Raw genomic sequence first — 22,408 nt, 5'->3', positions numbered from 1 at the left:
TTATGCTCGATAACGTTCTACGCCATCTAAATAAGTGGCTGCTAATTCCATGGTTGGTTCTAATACGATAAAGTCAGCATCGCGACCATTTGCAATCATGCCGCATTGATCATCAATTTTACAGCTGATCGCAGGAACTAATGAAGCCATCATAATTGCTTGTGCAGGTGTTGCAATACCCCAATCAACTACATTTTTAATTGCTTCTTTTAGTTTTAAAATACTACCTGCTAAGTTCCCAGTATCCAAACGAGCCGTTCCTTCTGCTACCACAACAGGAAATTCACCTAAATTGTAGTTGCCATCTGGCATACCGCCAGCCATCATGCAGTCTGTAATTAACGCAACGTGATCATGGCCCGCTTTTTCCATCAATACTTCAGCCGCTTGCGGATGTACATGGTGTCCATCACAAATTAATTCAGAGAAAACGTGTTGTAACGTTAACAATGCACCAACCATCCCTGGTTCACGGTGATTTAAGCCACGCATCCCATTATATGCATGAACAAAAACGCTAGCGCCTGCTTCAACTGCCACATCAGCTTCTTCTAAGGTCGCATTACTATGGCCTAAAGCAACAACGACACCTTCATCTGTAACGGTTTCAACAAATTCTTTCACACCATTACGTTCTGGTGCCAACGCAATTTTCTTAATAATTCCGCCTGAAGCTTCTTGCCATTCGTGGAATGTATCAAGGTCTGGATCTCCAAAATAACTTGGATTTTGTGCGCCTTTATGTTCTTCAGTAAAGAAAGGTCCTTCAAAGTAAATCCCTTGAATTTTTGCACCAGGTACTTCTTGGTAGACTTGACCAATCGTACGTGCAACGTCTGTTAAACGTTCTTTACTTGAAGTTAACGTTGTTGGTAAAAATGAAGTTACACCACAAGATAATAAGCCTTCAGACATCACTTTAATGCCTTCTGCATCGTTATCCATTACGTCATGATTCATGTAACCATGAATATGAGTATCCACTAAACCTGGGGCAATCCATTTGCCTTCCTCACGAATAATTTTTACGTCCCCTTGCGGTTCATCTTTTGTATAATTACCAAAGATACCATCCGTGATTTCTAAATAACCAGGTCCTTTAACATCGCTTTTTAAAAAGAACTTGTCTGCAAAGATAAATGTTTTCATCTTCATCCTTCTTTCTTTATTTTACTTACTTCAAAAGTACTCTTAATCAGTACAAAAGTCAAGAAATGGTGTAGACCTTTTAAGCAATTCTGAGGATTTTTTAAAGATTGCCACTTTCCACATTTTTCATTTGTTGTGCTAAGTTCAGATAACGTTCTGCTTCTTCATGTTTATTCTTTCTCATTAAAACTAAATATTTTAGATTTAATAATTCACTTAAATAATAATAACTATTTTTTTTGCGGGCCCAAGTAATTCCTTGATCCACATAAATTTCGGCATCTTTTTCTGTATAATTTTTAAATAAGAAATCAGCATAATTAAAAAATATTTTCGTTAATTCTGCATTACTGCGTTCATTTGGCAATTGATTAAAATAATGAATACTCAAACTTAAAAATCGTTCTGCTTCTACTCGATTGCCCATGTAACCATAAGTAGCACCTAGACAACTAATTAATTGAATCTCTAAATCAGAAACATTTAACTTATCGGCTTTATAGGTGAAAGATAACCCTTTACGCAAGCTAGCAATAGCTTTTTCATAATCATTTAGAACAAACAATTCACAACTACCTAAATAATAATAATATTTTTGCCAGTCCGTATCTAAATACAATTGTTCTTCAATACGATTTTCCTTTAAATAATTTAATAATAATTGATATTTTTTATGGCGAAAATATTCAGCCATTTTTTCAAATGAATACGTAACAACGTGCACATCACCAGATTTATAACGCATAATCTGGTCAACAGTCACACCTAAACGATCACAAAGTTGTTGCATTACGAGAACGTTTGGCAACTCTTCATTGTTTTCAATGCGACTTAAAACACTTTGCGAACAGATGTCTTCTGATAACATTTTCTGTGTCAATTTTCTATTTTTTCTAATTTCTTTAATAACTGCACCTAAAGAATTCATCACAATAGCTCCTATTTATATCGGCCATTTTCCTTGCAAAATGGGGATTTTGTCAAAATATGCGAATTCGCATTATGCTTTTATTGTACTTTATTGCATAATATACTGCAAGAACATTATCTAAGGTTTTCTTAGAAAATAAATAGGTTCATTTTTATTAAAAAGGAGTGTTATTGTATGGCCGAAGAGAAAAAGGTTCACTTCATTTGGGAAAAAACAAATTATTCAGGCTTTGTGGAGAAGGAGTATGAAAATTCTTATCTCATCGTAGTAGCAAATCCTAGTCCTGATATGGAAGAAAAATATACCAACCGAATGATTATTAGTAAAAAAGCATGTGAAACCGCAGAATAGTATTGTTGATAAAACAAGAACTACCAAAAAATAGCTTCGTTAGAGGCTATTTTTTGGTAGTTCTTTTATTTTTGTTTGTAGGTACTTAAAAATTCACGCATTTTATCTGCTGTAGTTTTTAAGTCTTCCATCTTCGGTAAATAAACAATACGGAAGTGATCTGGTTGTTGCCAGTTGAACCCACCACCATGGACTAATAAAATATGATGTTTGTGTAAGAAATCTAAAACAAATTTTTCATCATCATAAATGTCAAATTTGGCCGTATCAATTTTCGGGAAAATATAGAAAGCTGCTTTAGGCTTCACGGCTGATAAACCAGGAATATCATTTATCGCATTGTAAATAAATTCTCGTTGTTCGTAAATTCTGCCACCTGGTAAAAGTAAATCATCGACACTTTGATAGCCGCCTAATGCGGTTTGAATGATTTGTTGTGACAACACATTCGAGCATAACCGCATGGAAGCAAGCATATTTAGCCCTTCGATATACCCTTTTACTCGTGATTTATCTCCACTTAACACCATCCAACCGCATCGGAAGCCTGCCACTCGATGTGATTTTGACAAACCATTCAATGTTACGACAAATAAATCAGGTGCTAATGTAGCAATCGGTACATGAACCAAACCGTCCATGACCAAGCGATCATAAATTTCATCGGAGTAAATAATTAAATCATTTTGACGTGCCACTTCGACAATTTCTAGTAATAACTCTTTCGGATATAAAGCACCAGTCGGATTATTGGGATTGATAATAACGATTGCTTTTGTATTCGAAGTTATTTTTGATTTTATATCATCAATGTCTGGATACCATTCTGCTTGCTCATCACAAATATAATGAACGGGTGTACCGCCCGCCAAAGAAACAGAAGCAGTCCATAAAGGATAGTCTGGCATTGGCACAAGTACTTCATCGCCGTTATTTAACAAGCCTTGCATACACATGGTAATTAGTTCACTCACGCCATTACCAGTGTAAATATCATTAATCGTTACATTAGGAAATTTTTTTAATTGGCAATATTGTTCAATCGCTTTTCTTGCAGAAAAAATACCTTTTGAATCGGAATAACCTTCTGAATCGCGAACATTTACAATCATGTCGCGCACAATTTCATTTGGGGCATCAAAACCAAATGGCGCTGGATTCCCTGTATTTAATTTCAAAATACGTATGCCCTCTTCTTGCATGCGTTCTGCTTCTTCTAAAACAGGACCACGGACATCGTAACTTACGTTATTTAATTTATCAGATTTTTTAAAATTTCTCACACGGACTCCCTCGCTTCACAAATTTATACTCTAAAGTTACGCCAACTATAATGAAAAAGCAATAATAAATATCAGAATTTAATAAAAAATTGATGGTTTTTCCGTAATAAACAAGAGCGTGGGACAAAAATCACTTTGGATTTTTGCTCCACGCTCAAAAACTGATAAACGGCGGGAACAGAAGCAACTCCTTCTTATTTCTCGGAGTTAAACACTTCTGTCCCGACCTCTTGTTATACTAGCTGATGCAGATGATGGGACTCGAACCCACACGGACATCTGTCCACATGACCCTCAATCATGCTTGTCTGCCAATTCCAACACATCTGCATTTTAAGAGCACTTATTTATCCTAAAATAATTACTGGTCTTTGTCAAGATAACAAAGACCAGAATCGTTAGATTTGTTCTTTTTTCGCTTGCCAGGACAAACGCCCATGACATTTTCCGCAGACATATCGTGTCGTATCAATTCGTCGTTTTCTGAGGATGACTTCTCCACAAGACTGACATTGGTACTGATGGAAAACTGCTTTTTTCCGTTCTACTAGAGGCGGTGCGTAACGGGCACCGCCAGTCTTAGCCAATAACTCTTTAAAGTCCTTATCTTTATGCTGATAGCCTTTGCCAGCTAAATGTAAATGATAGTGACATAACTCATGCTTAATGACTTTTTCCAGTTCCTCTTGTCCATACTTTAAAAAGACAGTTGGATTAAAATCCAGGTGATGCGAAGCTAAATGATAGCGACCGCCCGTAGTTTTTAACCGCCGATTAAATGTAGCTTGATGCAGAAAAGGTTTCTGAAAAAATACGATTGAAATTTTTTCCACTAGCGTTTGAAGCGCTTGATCTGTCATCAAGACTGGTTGAGACTCTTTCATTGTTACTCTTTTCTATCAGCCCGAGGCAACATGGTTAAACTAATACGCCCCTTTTTCAAGTCAACATCTTCTACCCAAACTGTGACTACATCCCCCACCGCAACAACATCCGTTGGGTGCTTAACAAATTTAGTACTTAACTTAGAAATGTGGACTAAGCCATCTTGCTTCACACCAATATCGACAAACGCGCCAAAGTCAATTACGTTTCGAACAGTCCCTTGCATTTCCATTCCTGGTTTCAAATCTTCCATCGTCAACACGTCTTTACGTAAAAGTGGCGCTGACATCTCATCGCGCATATCACGACCTGGTTGGATTAAACTAGCAATAATATCTGTGAGTGTTTCTGAACCTACTTCTAACTCAGTAGCTAATTGATTCACTGGTAACTGTTTCAATTTTTCGATAGCTTCTGCTGTCCCTAATTCTTTAGAAGCAATCTCTGCTTTTTCTAAAATTGCTTGTGCTACTGGATAACTTTCTGGGTGAATGCCAGTGTTATCTAACACATTTTTGCCATTAGGAATTCGTAAAAAGCCAATTGCTTGTTCAAATGCTTTTGGTCCTAAACGAGGTACTTTTTTGACTTGATTTCGTGCTGTAAAGACACCATTTTCATCACGATAAGTGACTAAGTTTTGCGCCGTTGTTTTATTTAAGCCAGAAATATGTTGTAAAAGTTGAGCACTCGCTGTATTCACATCAACACCAACTTGGTTTACCGCAGTTTCTACAACAAAATCCAATTGCTCGGCAAGACGTTTTTGCGATACGTCATGCTGATATTGACCGACCCCGACTGCTTTGGGATCAATTTTTACTAATTCTGCCAACGGATCTTGCAAACGACGTGCAATGCTGACCGCACTTCGTTCTTCGACTTGTAAATCAGGAAACTCTTTACGAGCCACTTCACTCGCAGAGTAAACGGAAGCCCCTGCTTCATTAACAATCACGTAAAAGACGTCCCGTTTCACCGCTTTTAATTGCTCTGCCACAAACAATTCAGATTCACGACTTGCCGTTCCGTTTCCAATAGCTACCATGTCCACTTGACAGTCTTCAATGATCTTTTTAAAGGCTGGACCAGCGGCTTCACGTTTCGCAGCAGTCGCTGGTTTATGTGGATAAATCACTTGAATTGCTAAAACTTTACCCGTTTCATCGACAACTGCTAATTTACAACCTGTCCGATAAGCCGGGTCAAATCCTAGAACAACTTTTCCTTTAAGTGGTGACTGTAATAATAAATTACGTAAATTTTCACCGAAAATTGCAATCGCTTGTTCATCAGCTTTTTCTGTTAATTCATTGCGGATCTCCCGTTCAATCGCTGGTCCAATAAATCGTTTATAGCTATCTAAATAAGCAGCCTCAATGTATGGAGCAGCAAAACTTGTTGCTTGTTTGCCGATTAGTTGACGTTGGAAATAATCATTAATTTTTGTTTCATCAGCGACAAGGGAAACCTTTAAAATGTCTTCTTTTTCACCACGATTCGTTGCTAAGACACGGTGCGGCACCATTTTGCTAACTGGTTCTGCAAAATCGTAATACATTTCATAGGTCTGCTTTTCGTCTTTTTCTTCGTCCTTAACTACGCTAACGTATTGCGCATGTTTAACCATATAATCACGTAACCATGTTCGGTATTTTGGTTCATCGCTAATGCGTTCTGCTAAAATTTCATGAGCACCTTGCAAGGCTATCTCGGCGGTTGCAACTTCTTTTTCTTCATTAATAAAAGTAGCCGCTTTAGCTAAGATATCCGCGTTTTCAGGTAAAGAGAGCAACCAATCTGCTAATGGTTCCAACCCTTTTTCTTTCGCGATAGTCGCTTTAGTCCGACGTTTTTGTTTATATGGTCGATATAAATCTTCCACTTGTTGCATTTTTACTGCTTTTTGAATATCTGTTTTGAGTTCTTTTGTTAGTTTTCCTTGCTCTTCAATTAAACGGAGAACTTCTTCTTTCCGCTTTTTCAAGTTTTGTAAATAATGATAACGTTCTTCTATTTCACGGATTTGGACTTCATCTAAACTTCCAGTCATTTCTTTCCGGTAACGGGCAATAAAAGGAACTGTATTTCCTTCATTTAATAAAGTTAAAACCGTTGTTATTTGTTTTGAACGATACGTTGTCAATTCTTTTTGAAGTAGCGCTACTACTTCTTCGTTATAAGCTTCTGCCATTAACTAGATACCTCTTTTCTTATGCATACTTATCTATTTTAGCATATTTTTGCTTCTAAATATAGAAGTGAGGTAACTGATTCATACGATTAAGGAATCAAAATTCTGGTTGCCACGCAGGGGTGCGTTTTTGATATTCGATATCTTGGACAATGCCTTTTTCATTAAAAATCACACCATGTACAGAGCCGCCAAAAATAGCACCACCATCTATCCCAATTTTTCCATCACTTTGCCAAAGGTCCGTGGTCTGCATATCACCATGTAACATCGGAGTAATGGTATGACCAAAAACAATGGTCTTGCCTGTATTATTTTTCCCTTGATGAAAGGGTTCGCGAATCCACAAAAAATCCTTAGGTGCTGTTTGCCGCCAATCTTCCATCGTTAAATCAACCCCAGCATGCACAAATAAGTAATGCTCCCATTCAAAATAAAGCGGTCGTTTTGTTAAAAAATCAACTAACTCTGGATAGCGACTACGGATCATTAAGGCCATTTCTGTTGGTGAGTATTCTGCAGTAGCTCCTGGATGCAAGAGACTTTCAATTGTTTCCTTGCCACCATTGCGAACATATCCTGCAAACCAGTCCTCTGGATTTTGAAGAAACTGCAAAAAATATTCTTCATGATTGCCTCGCAAATAAACAGCGTCGTGTTGCTCGACAAGTTCTTTTCCTTTGAGAAAACAGGCTTTAGAATGCGGACCACGGTCGTTTAAATCACCAATTAAAACTAGCTGATGCTCGACTGGGTCATAGTCTGTGAGTAAGGCATCAAACAAATCTGCTTGTCCATGAATATCACTGATTACATAAACATATGGTTTCATAAATAAGCCCTCCTAACTTGCTTATATTAAGTATACGCTAAATTTTAAAATATTCTCGTAAAATGTTTGGAAATAAAAAAGCTCTTAAAAGTTTACTTTTCAATAAACTTTTAAGAGAGTCAGCTTATTCTGTTAATATCTACGATCTACACCTGCAGATTTACTCTTGTCATAAATACTATCAAACGCTAAAATTCCTAAAGTCAGATAACTAACAGAAATAATAATAAATAATAGATATTCTCCACTAGAAATTGCTTCACCTTGAATCAAGGTTTGACTAATTTTGATTCCTTTAGTAATAGGTAGTAATTGACCTATTTTTTGAAGCCAATTAGGTAATAATCCCAGAGGAAAAATCGCACCTGATAAAATCATTATTCCATATGAAATAATCGACTCAAAAGAAGCTGTTTTAGTAAACTTTAACGTTAGGCCACACAAAAGCATCGTAAACCCAAGAATTCCGAGACTTGCAATAAAAAAAATAGGAACCAAGAGCATATGGAAGCCTAAAGTTAAATTTAAAATCACTTTTAAAATAATAAGTGCTACAAGAACTTTCACTAAATTAACGACACCCCAAATACTCGAACGAATTAAAATTAGTTTTTTCAAACCGATTGGTTGAATCATTAATTGTTCCAAAACACCCATTTGTTTTTCACTAGAAGTTGAAACTGAGGCTTCGCCAATTAAACTACTTAATAAAAACCAATAGACAAATCCAATATAAAAAGAGCTTTCCGACGTGTTTCCGCTCATTAATCCCATACCAATAAAAATAAAAATCGTAATCACTGTACTCACAATTTGGTCAGGGTAATACATTTTAATTTCAAATAAATATTTACGAAGTTCACCAACGAATGCTTGTAGAATTTTCATGATAAACCTCCCTTAAAATTTCTTCAATGTTTTTCTTACGTTTTTCAAATCTATTAATTTGGTACCCTTGTTTGATTAAATTTTGTAGTTCTAGCTGTGCTGTTTCCTCTCCTTCAAGAATTATTTCTTTTGAGGGTTCTCCTAAAAAATTAAAAACTATTTCATACATATCAGATTCAAATTGTTTTATAAAGGTCGAATAGCTACCATAATATAATTGCTTACCGTTATTTAACAACAAGACTCGATCTGACAAGGTTTCTAAAACATCCGCTTGATGGGAGGTTAAGACAATTGTTTTTTGCTCTTGGTGCGCTAATTCTTCAATAATTGCCATAATTTCTTTATTTGACTGAAAATCTAAACCTAAGGTTGGTTCATCTAAAAATAAAATATCTGTTTCTTTAACTAACGCACAAATAATGGCTAATTTTTGTTGCATACCTCGTGAATAAGCTCCTGCCGGTTTGTGAATAGCTTGTTGCAACTGAAAGCGTTGGACCCATTGATGAACTTTTTGTTTTTCCTTCTTGTATGATTTTCCAGATAAACTTAGAAAATAACGAATATTTTCTATCCCGGATAAAAAAGGGTAGATATTGTCTACTGATTCCAAAACTGCTCCCATTTTGCTATATAGCTGAGCAGAATTATTTTTTTTAATTCCAGCATATTTTACTTCTCCCTTGGTCGCATAGATCATTCCCAACAGAATTTTAATCAAGGTTGATTTACCTGCGCCATTCTTACCAAGAATCACAAAAATTTCTCCTTTATTAATTGCAAAAGATAAATCTTCAAAAATGAGTTCTTGTCCAAATTTTTTAGTGAGGTTCTGACATTTAATCACTTCTTCCATTAAGATACATCCTTTCTGAAAATTCATGCACTAGAGGAATAGAATTACTCTCAAATGAATTTTTGGGGCATTTAAACGTTTTACTGAATCTCTTATAATAGCAACCCCCATCACAAACAGGTAAAAACTTACATTCTATACAGTCCTCTAAAGATTCATTTTTATTAATCTCTTGCGAACGGATAAAATCAAACATGAATTCACCATATTCTCTTACATGTACTTGTTGAAATTGTTTTAAACCTACTGCTTCTATACATGAATAAAGATAACCATTTGCTCCAATAATAAAATTATTTTTTTGAAACATGCTACATCCTAAAAATATATCTCTATAAAATGGTTCGTATGTATATCCCTCTTCCAGTGCCATTTTGTGTACTTCGTACCAATGAGTATCTTCTTTTAAAGTATATTCATACTGTTCATCTTTAGTATCTATGACATCACTAAATATAAGTGGATAGGTAATATTTTGTACTTTTAATTGTTGAATTAATTCAGGAATAGAATCTACATTTTCAGCATTTAGATTACAATTAATTTGAATGTTAATATCTGGATATTTTTCATTTAATAATGCTATGTTCTCCAAAATTTTATCAAAGCTACCACTTCTGTGTTTCGAAACACGAAAATTATCATGTATTAACTTCGGACCATCTAATGTAATCATAAGCTCTTTCAGACCTAAATCGTACAATCTTTGGTATTTTCTCCCCATTATAGTACCGTTAGTAACCATATTGAAATGAGTTCGCTCCCTAGGTACACTCAAAGTTTTCATAATATTTTCAATTGATTTTGAATGAAGCATGGGTTCTCCTCCGATAAAACAAATATCCACTTGTTCTGGTTGGATGTCGTTTACAGAAACATTTATAAAATTAACAACCTCGTTAACTGTAACTTCTGTCATTACTTCTTTCTCTGGAATAACATTCTGATAACAATAACTACACTTTAAATTACAATCATAATTTAAATGCACGACATATCGTGCAACTTTGTCTGAAAATAAATATGAATTCCTTACAGGATTCAACAGTTCTTCTTTGTCAGATTTACATGTTTTATTCATATAAAACTGATGTTCTAATTCTGGATACATGGAGTCTCTATTTTCGTTATCAATGAGCATATGTTGTTTTGTTAACATATTGTAAAGCGCAGTCTGACTTTTATTTATCCTAGTTTTTACAACATACTTACTAAGTCTTTCCAATTTATTCATCCCTCTCCAACACAGCTTTATATTCATCCCTTATATTATTGTATATTGATATTTTACTTTCATTAAATTCTTGACAAATATCTTTATTGCTAAGCATAGTTTTGAAAAAGCCAAACGTTACTTGCAATGAAGGAAACATACCAAATAAAAAAAGTAATTCCTCAGGGTAATCATATATTTGCTTGCAGTCATTATATTTTTTTACAAAAAAATTTTTATTGTTTTTCAGTTTTAATGTAGAACTATTTCTGATAAATAGATTAAAGTTTTCAAAATGATATCCATCAGTTTCAAAAGTCATTTCTATGCATATATTTTTATATAAATTATATGTTTTACAAATTTTATTCAATTCTTTCAAATCATTGATATTTTCAATTTTTATGAAATAATTATTTTCAAAAAAGCGAGAATTGTATATGTACTCCAAATAATTTTTTTCTTTATATTTTTTTTGAACTAATATACCATTTGCAACTAGCTTCTCCACTAATTCCAAATCATATTTTACCCAATCATCAATTCTATTCCATAGTTGATAAGGAACTTCAAAAACAGTGAGAGAAAAATAATTTATTATTCTTACAGCTTCTTTTCCTCTTTCTACAAATATATAATTAGATTTTTTCAACATGAGAAGCCCTCATTTCTATTATAGACAAAGTGTCATAAATATTATCACAACTTAATTCATCGCTATAACGTAACACTTCATTACCTTCTTTAGGTATAACAAATAAAGAAAAATTTTCTTTTCTAAAAATTTTTCTTTTCTCCTCCAAACCACCAATTTCTTTGACATTTCCCCTCAAATCAACATCTCCAGTTACTAAGAATGTAAAATTGCTATTTATTAGCTTCATTTTGGTGTGATACTTCTGATAATATAATATTGCCATAAAAATCCCAAGAGACGCCGAAGGTCCATCTTTAAATATATCATTATTAGTAAAATGGATATGAAAGTCTTTTATTTCATTTAAACCAAACTTCTGTTTATTATTTTTAAGCAATGTTTTCGCTATAAATACTGAATCTTTTATTTGCGAACCTACTAACCCTGTAATTACAGTAGTATCTGACTGGGCAATCTGAATTTCAAAATATTCTACAAATCCATCTTCAGAAATTGCAGGAACATAAAACATTTTTAATTCCTCCTTTTAAAAAAAACTCACTATAAAATAAAGATTTTATAGTGAGTTTTTTGATTAAATGTGTATATTTACTTGACGTTGAGTTTTTGCGCAGCAAGAATATACTTTCGAAAGATTACTTACCTCTTTCTTGACTTTACTTTTTGTATTTTCCATCACTTTCTTTTCTACCATCGAAATTTCTGACATTTTTTTCATTACCCAATCCTCCTAAAAAATATATTTTAATTAGGTTAAATACCTAATTATTCAATGTATAAACAATCCACCATTCATTTCCCATAATAAATCCCCTTTCTTTGTAACATAATACACAAGAATGATTTAATTAAAAATGACTTTTTTGTCCTTGACTATAAACACAATTTAAGGCATAATTATTTTTTTGTCTTTCTCCCATTCATCTAATATTTTTTCTTTTAATAGGTAATCACTTAATAACTCAGCTATATTTATTGCAGTCAAGTATTTATTATCAGCTTTGCCCAAATTTTTGTTAACAACTACTTCATATTTTCCTTCTAACATTTCCCATATTGCCCAGTTATTTAACCAGTGAGCCTGCTTTCTTATTTGCTTAGAAAATTTAATTATATTGTATAAATCCTCATATCTTTTTTTTCTAAAACAAATACTAGCAACGGAAGTGAAAACTCCATCCAAAATAACAAGCTCTAAATCATACAAGTAATTGATACTACAGATTAATTTTTTTAATATTTTACTAAATTCACCTTCATTCCATCCGTAACTATGGAGCATCTCAAAATATATCTTTGAAAGTAATAATTCGTTAATACCATAAACTTCAGGTTCTATTAATCTTTTAAAATTATTTTTCAAAAGATTTTCCATGTAGTCTACATTTTTAGTTACTACAGTACTTATTATTGAACTTTCTAATTCAATAGTTAGTTGTTCTTCTAGCGGAAGATCAAAAAAATACTTTTCATATATTAACTCTAAAATCCCTTCTTTATATTCTAATCTTTCCAAGCTACCTACCACAGGGTACGTTTTAAAAACTTTATGTTTTAATTTTAAATAGTCTCTAGGCAGTTCACTTTTTTGTTCAATCAAATTTACTACAGCCACATTTAATTGCTTCGCTATAAAGTTTAGTACACTAATCGTAGTGTTTGCGTTTTCATTTTCTATTCTAGTTAATTGCCTGACAGAAAGTTTACTTTCATCTTCACAGAGGGATTCTCTAGATAATCCTTTTTTACACCTCAACATCTGGATATTTTTACCAATATCTAGTACCATAATATTCACCCTTTTTTCTCATCGTAATATAACTTTATTCAAATGTAAAGGAAAAATAAACCCAGCAAGCCACGAAATATTCATGACTTGCTGGGTTGTCTCTTTTATTTTTTCTTCTTACCGCCAAACGCATCTTTCATTTTATCAAAGAAGCCTTCTTCTTGTTGTTCAGTTACATTTTGTCCGCCAGCTTTTGCAAAAGCTCGTAGGGCATCCTTTTGTTCTTCATTAAGATTTTTTGGTGTTATTAATTTCACTTTCACGTGTTGATCACCATTGCCCCCACCACGTAAACGTGGCGCACCTTTGCCTCTTAAGCGGAAGTTTGTGCCAGTTTGTGTTCCAGCCGGAATTTTTAATTTCACGTCACCATGAACAGTTGGTACAGTTACTTCGTCCCCTAGAGCCGCTTGGACAAAACTTACTGGTAAATCGTAGTAGATTTCTGCGCCATCTCGATCGAAAATATCACTATCTTCAACACGAAAGACTACATATAAATCACCATATGGTCCACCATTGGTACCCGCTTCTCCTTGGTTAGCTAAGCGCATTTGTTGGCCGTCTTCTACTCCAGCAGGCACATTTACTTTGACAGTATGTGCTTTTTTCTCATGACCTGTGCCATGACAAGTTGGACATGGTTCTTTAATTTCTTTCCCTGTGCCATGACACACATCACAAGTTTGACGACTCATCATACGACCTAATGGCGTTTGACGTTCAACATTGATTGTTCCAGAGCCATGACATTTATGACAAGTTTCTGGGTGTGTGCCTGGTTTGGCGCCATTACCGCCACAGGTTGCACAAGTATCTTCTCGATTGTACTTAATCTCTTTTTCGACACCGAAAATAGCTTCTTCAAATTTCAATTGAATTGTATATTGTAAATCGGCGCCTTGTCTTGGTGCATTTGGATCAACAGAACGGCCACCGCCGCCGCCAAAGAATGAATCGAAAATATCTTCGAATCCACCAAAACCACTACTGCTAAATCCGCCGCCACCGAAACCGCCAAAGCCACCAGCGCCGCCACCGTAATTAGGATCAGTTCCTGCATGGCCATATTGGTCATAGGCCGCTTTTTTCTGTGGATCACTTAATACTTCATACGCTTCAGAAACTTCTTTAAATTTTTCTTCCGCATCGGCTTCTTTGTTAATATCTGGATGGTACTTTTTGGAAAGTTTGCGGTATGCTTTTTTAATTTCATCATCTGAAGCACCTTTTGCTAATCCTAGCACTTCATAATAATCTCGTTTCGTCGCCATTGACTTCCCTCCAACTTTCTTCAAACTTTACAATGTGTTTAGAACCAGCCAAATTCATCGATTGCTTTCGGTCTCTCTGGTTGGATTATCTGTCACACCTTGAATCAGTGTTACTAGCTGTGAATAGGTATTTTCAGCTTGTTTAACATCGTTGTAATCATACCACAGTTCTTTCAAAACCTAAATAGTTTCTTGCTAACTTGATTGTGGTTGATTTTCTCACAAAAGACAAGGGACTGGGACATTAGTCATTGTACTAATGATCCAGTCCCTAAAATCAATTGTTATTGATTATTTGTCATCACCATTTACTTCTTCAAAATCAGCATCAACAACATCATCAGCGCCACCTTGAGCAGCTTCAGGATTTTCTTGTGCTTGTTGTTGCGCAGCTTGTTCGTAAAGTTTTACTGTTAAGTTTTGGACGATTTCATTTAATGAATCACGTTTTGCTTTCATTTGTTCGATATCGTTTGCTTCGATGGCTGCTTTTAATTCATCACGCGCATCTTCTGCTTTTTTCACTTCTTCAGCATCTACTTTGCCTTCTAATTCTTTCAATGTTTTATCAACAGTGAATAATAAAGCATCTGCATCGTTACGTAAGTCAACTTCTTCTTTACGTTGTTTATCTGCTTCAGCGTTTGCTTCAGCATCTTTCACCATACGTTCGATTTCATCATCAGATAAACCTGAAGAAGATTTAATCGTGATTGTTTGTTCTTTTTGAGTGCCTAAGTCTTTCGCACGAACATTTACAATCCCGTTTTTATCAATGTCAAAGCTTACTTCAATTTGTGGCACACCACGAGGAGCCGCAGGAATATCTGTTAATTGGAAACGACCTAATGTTTTATTATCAGCGGCCATTGGACGTTCACCTTGTAAAACGTGAATATCAACAGCTGGTTGATTGTCAGCAGCAGTTGAGAATACTTGTGATTTACTTGTTGGAATCGTAGTGTTACGATCAATTAATTTTGTAAATACGCCACCCATTGTTTCAATCCCTAATGACAACGGTGTTACGTCTAATAAGACAACGTCTTTAACATCACCAGTGATTACGCCACCTTGGATTGCAGCACCCATTGCTACTACTTCGTCAGGGTTAACTGATTTGTTTGGTTCTTTGTTTGTTTCTTTGCGAACAGCTTCAACTACAGCTGGAATACGTGTTGAACCACCAACTAGGATAACTTCGTCGATTTCAGAAGGATTTAATCCAGCATCTTTCAAGGCTTGACGTACTGGTACTTTTGTACGTTCAACTAAATCACTTGTTAATTCATCAAATTTTGCACGAGTTAAGTTCATTTCTAAGTGCAATGGTCCTGCTTCGCCAGCAGTAATAAATGGCAAGCTGATTTGTGTGCTTGTTACACCTGATAAGTCTTTTTTCGCTTTTTCAGCAGCATCTTTCAAACGTTGTAATGCCATTTTATCGTTAGCTAAGTCAATGCCATTTTCTTTTTTAAATTCTGCAACCATGTAGTCAATGATTTTATTATCAAAGTCATCCCCACCTAGGTTGTTATCACCGGCTGTTGATAATACATCGAAAACGCCATCGCCTAATTCAAGGATTGACACGTCGAATGTACCACCACCAAGGTCAAAGACAAGAATTTTTTCATCTTTGTCTGTTTTATCTAAGCCATAAGCTAAAGCTGCTGCTGTTGGTTCGTTAACGATCCGTTCTACTTCTAAACCAGCAATTTTACCAGCATCTTTTGTTGCTTGACGTTGCGCATCGTTGAAATATGCAGGAACTGTAATAACTGCTTTTTCAACTTTTTCACCTAAATAGTCTTCAGCAAAACCTTTTAAATATTGTAAGATCATTGCAGAAACTTCTTGTGGTGTATATGATTTTCCTTCAACATCAACTTTGTAGCCAGCTTCACCCATGTGACGTTTAATAGATGAAATCGTGTTAGGATTTGTAACAGCTTGACGTTTTGCTACTTCGCCCACTTGAATTTCACCGTTTTTGAATGAAACGACCGAAGGAGTTGTGCGGTTACCTTCTGGGTTTGCAATAATTTTCGCTTCGCCGCCTTCTAGCACTGCGACAGCTGAGTTTGTTGTTCCTAAGTCAATACCAATAATTTTACTCATAGTGAATATCTCCAATCTGTATTAGTTTTCTATAATAATATATTTTTAATTAACGTTTGTTATTGTGCAACAATGACCATTGATGGTCGTAACACACGATCTTGTAATTTGTACCCTTTTTGTAGAACTTCAACAATGGTATCTGCTGGGGTTTCTTCAGAAGCAGGGACTGTTTGAACGGCTTGATGTAAATTTGGATCAAAGGTTTCACCCATTGCTGGGATTTCTTCTATTCCTTCTTCTTTTAAAGCCACAGTAATACTTTCTAGCACCATCGAAATACCTTTTTTCAAGCTTTCGCCTTGTTCATCTGATACTTCAATGGCCATTGCTCGTTCTAAATTATCAATGGATGGTAAAATCTTTTTACCTAAATCTTGTGAGCGGTAACGAACTAATAATTCTCGTTCGTTTTTATTTCGATTGCTCATATTAGCAATTTCGGCTCTTGCCCGCAAGAACTTGTCTTCCATTTCGGAAAGCTCTGCTTTAAGATTTTCAATCTCTGTTGCTTCAACTTCTACTTCAGAAACGCCAGCAGCATCAACAGCTTCCATTTCTTCTTGTAATTCTTCTTGCTTCTCTTCTTTTTTACTCACTTCAGCAACTTCCTTTCTCTTTATGCATCTACTTCTTATCCTAACAAGGTTTGCTTAATTACCTAAAAAACGGTAATAGTCACCTAGTTGTGAAGCTAGCTCATGTCGAAACGTGTCTACCAAACCGAATATTTTTGAATACGGCATACTGGTTGGTCCTAGCAGGGCAATTGTTCCTTTGCCATGTCCTGATACTTCATACGTAGCAGTGATCATGCTCATATCTTCTAAGAGATTGTTGCCAATTTCTGAGCCGATACGAAAAACAATTGGATTTTCTGTTGTTGCAGAACCATTTAATAAATGCGTCAGCTCATCAGAATTTTGCATAAAGGAATAGACAGATTTCAATTGTTCAATATCTTGTTTGATGCCAAAATCTAACAAATTCATGCGACCACCGACAAAGACTTTTTCTTCAAAGGCATGTCCTAACATCTCATCGAATAAGTTCATCATTCCTTCTGGCGTTTGGAAATAGCGATGTAAAATCATCGGAATCTCCGTCCGTAAACGATGATAAACGGTCAACAAAGGTTGTCCAACCAACTTATCATTGATGATTTGTGTCATTTTTTCAAGATCTTGGCTAGAAACAGCAGCAGGAATGGCAAATACTTGGTTTTCAACATTGCCTTTATCTGTCACTATAATAGCAAGGACTTGCCGATCATTCAAAGGAACCATTCGAAAGCCGGTTAATTTCCGTTCTTTCACTTCAGGTCCTAATGAAAAAGCAGTATAACTTGTCAATTCTGATAGAATTTCAGCTGATTGTCGAATAATATCATTAATCTCATGAAATTCTTTTCCAAAAGATTGACGGATTCTTCTAAGTTCGTTCTCTTCTACTTGTGTTGGTTGTAAAAGATGATCCACGTAGTAACGATAACCAGCCATTGAGGGGATTCGCCCTGAAGAAGAATGGGTCTTAGCTAATAAGCCGTATTCCTCTAATGCTTTCATATCATTACGAATTGTGGCAGAACTAGAGGCAATGCCATCCTCCATCAATTTCTTAGAACCGACAGGTAAGCCCGTGTTCGTGTAATTTTGGATGATAAGTCTCAAGATATTTTGTTGTCTTTCTGTAATCATCGTTATTACCACCCTTCATTAGCACTCTTAACATCTAAGTGCTAACTACATATACTAATATAACAAGTCCTTACCTTTTTGTCAAGGGAAATACGCAACTTTTTAGCACTCTTCACGCAAGAGTGCTAATCGCTGCAAACCACCTTCAAAAACCATCAATACCAACTTTTGTAATAAAAAAATCATCGAAATGCTTTGTCACACTTCGATGATTTTTTTATTTTTTTACTCTTTTTCACTTAACAAAAATGCTTCAAAAACATTATTCCCCACAAATAGTCCTTTTTTCGTTAAACGTAAGATATCTGCTTCTTCAATTAATAATTCTTCTTTGATTAAGCGTTGAATGACCTCTCCATAAATTGCTTCAATTGGTTCATGAAATTTTTGTTGGAATTTTTGTTTAGAAATGCCTACTTTTTTACGTAAGCCTAAAAATAGCTCTTCTTCTATTTGATTTAGACGAGTTAATTCTTCAGTCTCCACAATAGGCAATTGATTTTCTCGCAAGGGTTTCAAATAATGTTGGATTGGACCGTGATTTTTGTAACGAGTTTGCCCAAGATAGCCGCTGGCACCTGCGCCAAATCCATAGTAGTGGTCATTATTCCAATAAGCCAGATTATGCTGGCTTTCTTTTCCTGTTAAAGCAAAATTACTGACTTCATATTGATGACGTCCTTTTTTCTCCATTGCTTCAATCGTTTCGTCAAACATCTGTGCTTCGATTTCTTCTTCAGGCAGCTGTAACCGTCCTTGACGAACCCAGTTCATGAACATTGTTTTATTTTCAAGAATTAATGAATAAAGCGAATAGTGTGGCAAGTCCAATGCTAAGGCTCTTGTCAAAGTATCGCGAAAACTTTCCAATGTTTGTCCAGGTAAAGCATAGATTAAGTCGATACTGACATTGGTAAAATTTTCTTTTTCTAAAAATTTCATTGTTTCATAAACATCTGCGGCGGTGTGCTTGCGACCGATTTTTTTGAGCAAACGATCATCAAATGTCTGAACGCCCATCGAAAGACGATTGACGCCATAGTTTTTCATGACTTGTAATTTTTCTTGGGTTAAATCACCAGGGTTTGCTTCCACCGTAAATTCATTTCGGTCATCAAACGTTAGCTGTTCGCGAACCCCTTTTAGTAGCACATCTAACTGTTTCGCTGATAATGAAGTTGGCGTGCCTCCGCCAATATAGATGGTTTTCATTTCTTGTTCTGGATACAATGCTTGCGTAAGTTGAATTTCTTTTAATAAACTCTGAATATATTCATCAACTGGTTGTCCTTCTAAAAAGACCTTGTTAAAATCGCAATAATAACAAATATGCTCACAAAATGGAATATGAATATAGGCCGACCGATCGAACATCGGCGTTGAAGTTGAAAGTTGGTTTGTTTTGGTCATTAGCTCGTTTTATCTCCTTATTACCAAAAAGCTCGTTCTTTTTGGAAAGTCTCTACTAGCCATACTAACTGTAAATGACAAATAAATCCATAAAAAAATTCGCGCAGCCACTTAAAACAACAATGAGGAGCTGTCATAAAAACCGACACCTCCTCAACCTTGAAAGAAAAGTAAAAAAATTTTTCTATATATAATAGTACAAATCAGTTACAGTAATTGACCGTAACGTTTGACGTATAAAACTTTAATGAACGCAACCAGTGCTAAATAAGCAACAATTGTCGGGATTAAATACAAGAAATAGCTTGGTGATAAACCGACAAATCCTAGTTCTGCACCGAAAGCGGTAAAGGGTAAAACAGTTCCGAGAACAATCCCTGCTGTAGTGACTAACGTCATAATTCCAGAAGCACTACTTTGAAGGAAAGGCATTTTTTCTGTTCGTAGGAAATGCAAGACGAGCATTTGGGACCATAAGGACTCAATGAACCACCCTGCATGGAAAATACCGATAAAGAGCAATTGATCTGCTCCATTTAATTCAAAGAATGAGCCACCTAGGATAGCCGGACACACAATGAAATACATAAATAAATAGGTAACAATATCAAAAATAGAACTCGTTGGACCAAACCAACGCATAAAATTACCAATTGATTTTGGTTCCCATTTTTTTGGTTTTTCTACGTATTCTTCATCTACTTTGTCCCAAGGAACTGACATACACGAAGTATCGTAAATTAGATTTAATAATAGCGATTGAATCGGAGCAATCGGTAAAAATGGTAAAAAGATACTTGCTGGGATCACGGAAAAAACATTGCCAAAATTAGAACTTGCTGTTAATTTGACGTACTTCATCGTGTTCGTAAACACGCGCCGTCCAGATAAAATTCCTTTTTCTAAAACCATTAAATCTTTTCTCAATAAAATTACATCCGCCGATTCTTTCGCCACATCGACAGCTGTATCAACAGAGATTCCTACATCAGCAGCACGCATTGCTCCAGCATCATTTATTCCATCACCTAAAAAGCCAACAGTTTGACCATTTTCAGTTAACGCATTTACAATACGAACTTTTTGGTCAGGCGTAATTTTGGCGAAAATATTATACGCTTGAACGGTTTTTCTTAATTCTTCTTGGTTTAATTGTTGAAGTTCATTTCCTGTAATAATTTTTTCGCCAGCCAGACCAACTTCTTTACAAACAGAATGCGTCACATACTGATTGTCCCCCGTTAATACTTTCACAGCTACATTATGTTGATGCAAGGCGTGAATAGCTGCCGCCGCTGTTTCTTTTGGTGGATCTAAGAAAGCAAGATAACCTTGTAAAATCAACTCTGATTCATCTTTAGTTGTATACTCCCATTCAGCCGCTTCGACTTTTTTATCGGCAATTGCTAGAACGCGCAAACCATCTCGATTTAAAGCTTCAACGTCTTTGGTAATTTTTTGACGCAGCGTCTCTGTTAAGGGCACAATTTCGCCATCTAAAAGTACCTGTGTGCAGACCAAGAGCATTTCTTCAACCGCACCTTTGGTAATTAAGCGTGTTTCTCGCGTTTTAAACTCTTTGATAATCACGCTCATTCGACGTCGATTGAAATCGAAAGGAATTTCATCTACTTTATAAAAATCATCTGATTGTATATCACTTTCTTGTGTCGCCGCTTGAATAACGGCGTTATCCATTAAATTACGCAAACCTGTTTGAAAATAACTGTTTAGAAATGCTAAATCCAAGACTTTTTGATCTTCTTGGCACCCAATATTATAGTGGTATTCTAAAATTACTTTATCTTGTGTTAAGGTACCTGTTTTATCCGTACAAAGTACATCCATCCCGCCAAAATTTTGAATGGCATTGACATTTTTCATAATCGTGCCTTCTTTAGCCATTTCTCGAGAACCTTTGACTAAATTGGTTGTTACAATCATGGGTAACATTTCTGGTGTCAAGCCGACAGCTGTGGCAATCGCAAACATTAACGCTTCCACCCAATCGCCTTTTGTTAACCCATTAATTAGAAAAACAGTTGGCGTAATAACCAACATAAAGCGAATCAGCACCCACGTTGTTTTATTAATTCCTGTTTCAAAACTCGTCTGCTGCTGCTCTTCTCCGTTATCAGAAGCCATCCGTCCGAATAAAGTTTGATTACCAACTTTAATGACAATGCCCAAACCAGTGCCACTAATGACATTTGTTCCTAAAAACAAAAGATTGTCGTATTCTGTATCAATTTGATCACTATCTTTTTGATGAGTCGCGTGTTTTTCAATGGGAAAACTCTCTCCAGTCAAGGATGATTGGGAAACAAATAAGTCCTTAGATTGGATTAAACGTAAATCGGCTGGAATCATATCGCCAGCGGATAGTTGGACTAAGTCGCCACACACAACTTCCTCAATAGGAATTTCCATTTGCTTCTTGTCACGAATGACTGTTGCTGTAACTTTAATCATATTTTGTAATTTTTCAACTGCATTGCTTGATTTAACTGATTGGACAAAACTCATCGTGCCGCTTAAGATGACCATCGCTAACATAATTAACACGCCAGTAACATCTTTTTCCTCTGGCGCAGCATAGACATATTCTGTAAAAAATGAAATCGTGGCTAGTGCTAGTAACACCAAAGTAAACGGCGTGATATACGATTTTATAAAAAGTCGCAGCCGTGAAGCTTTTTTTTCATTCATAATTTTGTTGCGGCCATAACGTTCTTGTAATTCTTCAATATCTTGGTGTTTAATGCCATCCCAAGTTGAGCCGAAACGTTGTAAAACTTTTTCTACTTCTGAATGGGCAAACTTTTTGTAACTATAGTCATGGCCCAAGTGACGCATTTTCTTTTCCATTTTCTT

At 35.5% G+C, this 22,408-nt stretch carries 21 protein-coding genes and 1 tRNA gene; 1 reads left to right on the top strand and 21 read right to left on the bottom strand.

Going from position 1 to position 22,408, the window contains the following annotated elements; genetic code table 11:
• Complete coding sequence (gene nagA, locus IGL37_RS05265; RefSeq protein ID WP_002357814.1) at positions 1-1,149, bottom strand: N-acetylglucosamine-6-phosphate deacetylase; 1,149 nt, start codon at positions 1,147-1,149, stop codon at positions 1-3.
• A gap of 100 nt (positions 1,150-1,249) precedes the next feature.
• The gene (locus tag IGL37_RS05260; protein ID WP_002381942.1) at positions 1,250-2,077 is read right to left on the bottom strand and encodes a helix-turn-helix domain-containing protein; all 828 of its coding nucleotides are present in this window, start codon (positions 2,075-2,077) and stop codon (positions 1,250-1,252) included.
• 177 nt (positions 2,078-2,254) lie between these two features.
• Between IGL37_RS05260 and IGL37_RS05255 the strand changes: the two genes are divergently transcribed.
• Positions 2,255-2,431, top strand: a complete 177-nt coding sequence (locus IGL37_RS05255; RefSeq protein ID WP_002357816.1) for a hypothetical protein — start codon at positions 2,255-2,257, stop codon at positions 2,429-2,431.
• 65 nt (positions 2,432-2,496) lie between these two features.
• Here IGL37_RS05255 and IGL37_RS05250 read toward each other — a convergent pair whose 3' ends face one another.
• From IGL37_RS05250 to mgtA, 19 genes are all read right to left on the bottom strand, one after another.
• Positions 2,497-3,714, bottom strand: coding sequence for a pyridoxal phosphate-dependent aminotransferase (locus IGL37_RS05250; protein WP_002357817.1), 1,218 nt, complete (start codon positions 3,712-3,714; stop codon positions 2,497-2,499).
• Between the two features lie 246 nt (positions 3,715-3,960).
• A tRNA-Leu gene (locus IGL37_RS05245) sits at positions 3,961-4,044 on the bottom strand.
• A 68-nt stretch (positions 4,045-4,112) separates the two neighbouring features.
• Entirely contained in the window at positions 4,113-4,574 is a 462-nt protein-coding gene (locus IGL37_RS05240) for a SprT family protein (RefSeq protein WP_002365561.1), read from the bottom strand.
• A gap of 26 nt (positions 4,575-4,600) precedes the next feature.
• Complete coding sequence (locus IGL37_RS05235) at positions 4,601-6,793, bottom strand: Tex family protein (protein WP_033918062.1); 2,193 nt, start codon at positions 6,791-6,793, stop codon at positions 4,601-4,603.
• A gap of 97 nt (positions 6,794-6,890) precedes the next feature.
• Positions 6,891-7,625, bottom strand: a complete 735-nt coding sequence (locus tag IGL37_RS05230; RefSeq protein ID WP_033918061.1) for a metallophosphoesterase family protein — start codon at positions 7,623-7,625, stop codon at positions 6,891-6,893.
• A gap of 132 nt (positions 7,626-7,757) precedes the next feature.
• Positions 7,758-8,513 carry an ABC transporter permease gene (locus IGL37_RS05225; RefSeq protein WP_002388066.1) on the bottom strand — a complete coding sequence of 252 codons (756 nt, stop codon included), beginning with the start codon at positions 8,511-8,513 and terminating at the stop codon, positions 7,758-7,760.
• Positions 8,485-9,372: an ABC transporter ATP-binding protein gene (locus IGL37_RS05220; protein ID WP_010775790.1), complete on the bottom strand. Its 888-nt coding sequence runs from the start codon at positions 9,370-9,372 to the stop codon at positions 8,485-8,487. The genes IGL37_RS05225 and IGL37_RS05220 overlap by 29 nt, the downstream gene beginning before the upstream one ends.
• Positions 9,356-10,606 carry a radical SAM/SPASM domain-containing protein gene (locus tag IGL37_RS05215; RefSeq protein ID WP_033918060.1) on the bottom strand — a complete coding sequence of 417 codons (1,251 nt, stop codon included), beginning with the start codon at positions 10,604-10,606 and terminating at the stop codon, positions 9,356-9,358. Before IGL37_RS05215 ends, IGL37_RS05220 begins: the two co-directional genes overlap by 17 nt.
• Positions 10,599-11,240: a hypothetical protein gene (locus tag IGL37_RS05210; RefSeq protein WP_002397228.1), complete on the bottom strand. Its 642-nt coding sequence runs from the start codon at positions 11,238-11,240 to the stop codon at positions 10,599-10,601. Before IGL37_RS05210 ends, IGL37_RS05215 begins: the two co-directional genes overlap by 8 nt.
• On the bottom strand, positions 11,224-11,754 hold the full coding sequence (locus IGL37_RS05205) for a S16 family serine protease (protein ID WP_002397227.1): 531 nt from the start codon (positions 11,752-11,754) through the stop codon (positions 11,224-11,226). Before IGL37_RS05205 ends, IGL37_RS05210 begins: the two co-directional genes overlap by 17 nt.
• Positions 11,755-11,817: 63 nt before the next feature.
• Positions 11,818-11,961 carry a hypothetical protein gene (locus IGL37_RS05200; protein WP_002384628.1) on the bottom strand — a complete coding sequence of 48 codons (144 nt, stop codon included), beginning with the start codon at positions 11,959-11,961 and terminating at the stop codon, positions 11,818-11,820.
• A 168-nt stretch (positions 11,962-12,129) separates the two neighbouring features.
• Positions 12,130-13,032, bottom strand: coding sequence for a helix-turn-helix domain-containing protein (locus tag IGL37_RS05195; protein ID WP_002397226.1), 903 nt, complete (start codon positions 13,030-13,032; stop codon positions 12,130-12,132).
• A 104-nt stretch (positions 13,033-13,136) separates the two neighbouring features.
• Positions 13,137-14,306: a molecular chaperone DnaJ gene (dnaJ, locus tag IGL37_RS05190; protein ID WP_002357822.1), complete on the bottom strand. Its 1,170-nt coding sequence runs from the start codon at positions 14,304-14,306 to the stop codon at positions 13,137-13,139.
• 54 nt (positions 14,307-14,360) lie between these two features.
• Positions 14,361-14,483: a hypothetical protein gene (locus tag IGL37_RS05185; protein ID WP_002357824.1), complete on the bottom strand. Its 123-nt coding sequence runs from the start codon at positions 14,481-14,483 to the stop codon at positions 14,361-14,363.
• 114 nt (positions 14,484-14,597) lie between these two features.
• Positions 14,598-16,427: a molecular chaperone DnaK gene (gene dnaK / locus IGL37_RS05180; protein WP_002357825.1), complete on the bottom strand. Its 1,830-nt coding sequence runs from the start codon at positions 16,425-16,427 to the stop codon at positions 14,598-14,600.
• Positions 16,428-16,486: 59 nt separating this feature from the next.
• Entirely contained in the window at positions 16,487-17,026 is a 540-nt protein-coding gene (gene grpE, locus IGL37_RS05175; protein ID WP_002357827.1) for a nucleotide exchange factor GrpE, read from the bottom strand.
• Between the two features lie 54 nt (positions 17,027-17,080).
• Positions 17,081-18,124, bottom strand: coding sequence for a heat-inducible transcriptional repressor HrcA (gene hrcA / locus IGL37_RS05170; protein ID WP_002357828.1), 1,044 nt, complete (start codon positions 18,122-18,124; stop codon positions 17,081-17,083).
• 225 nt (positions 18,125-18,349) lie between these two features.
• A complete protein-coding gene (hemW, locus tag IGL37_RS05165; protein WP_002357829.1) occupies positions 18,350-19,498 on the bottom strand; it encodes a radical SAM family heme chaperone HemW in 1,149 nt (382 codons plus the stop codon).
• Between the two features lie 243 nt (positions 19,499-19,741).
• On the bottom strand, positions 19,742-22,402 hold the full coding sequence (mgtA, locus tag IGL37_RS05160; RefSeq protein WP_002357830.1) for a magnesium-translocating P-type ATPase: 2,661 nt from the start codon (positions 22,400-22,402) through the stop codon (positions 19,742-19,744).
• Positions 22,403-22,408: the final 6 nt, after the last annotated feature.

This window comes from Enterococcus sp. AZ119 (assembly GCF_050546175.1).
Lineage (GTDB): Bacteria > Bacillota > Bacilli > Lactobacillales > Enterococcaceae > Enterococcus > Enterococcus faecalis.
Note: the sequence above shows the minus strand (reverse complement) of the source record. Positions and strands in the feature narration are given on the sequence as shown.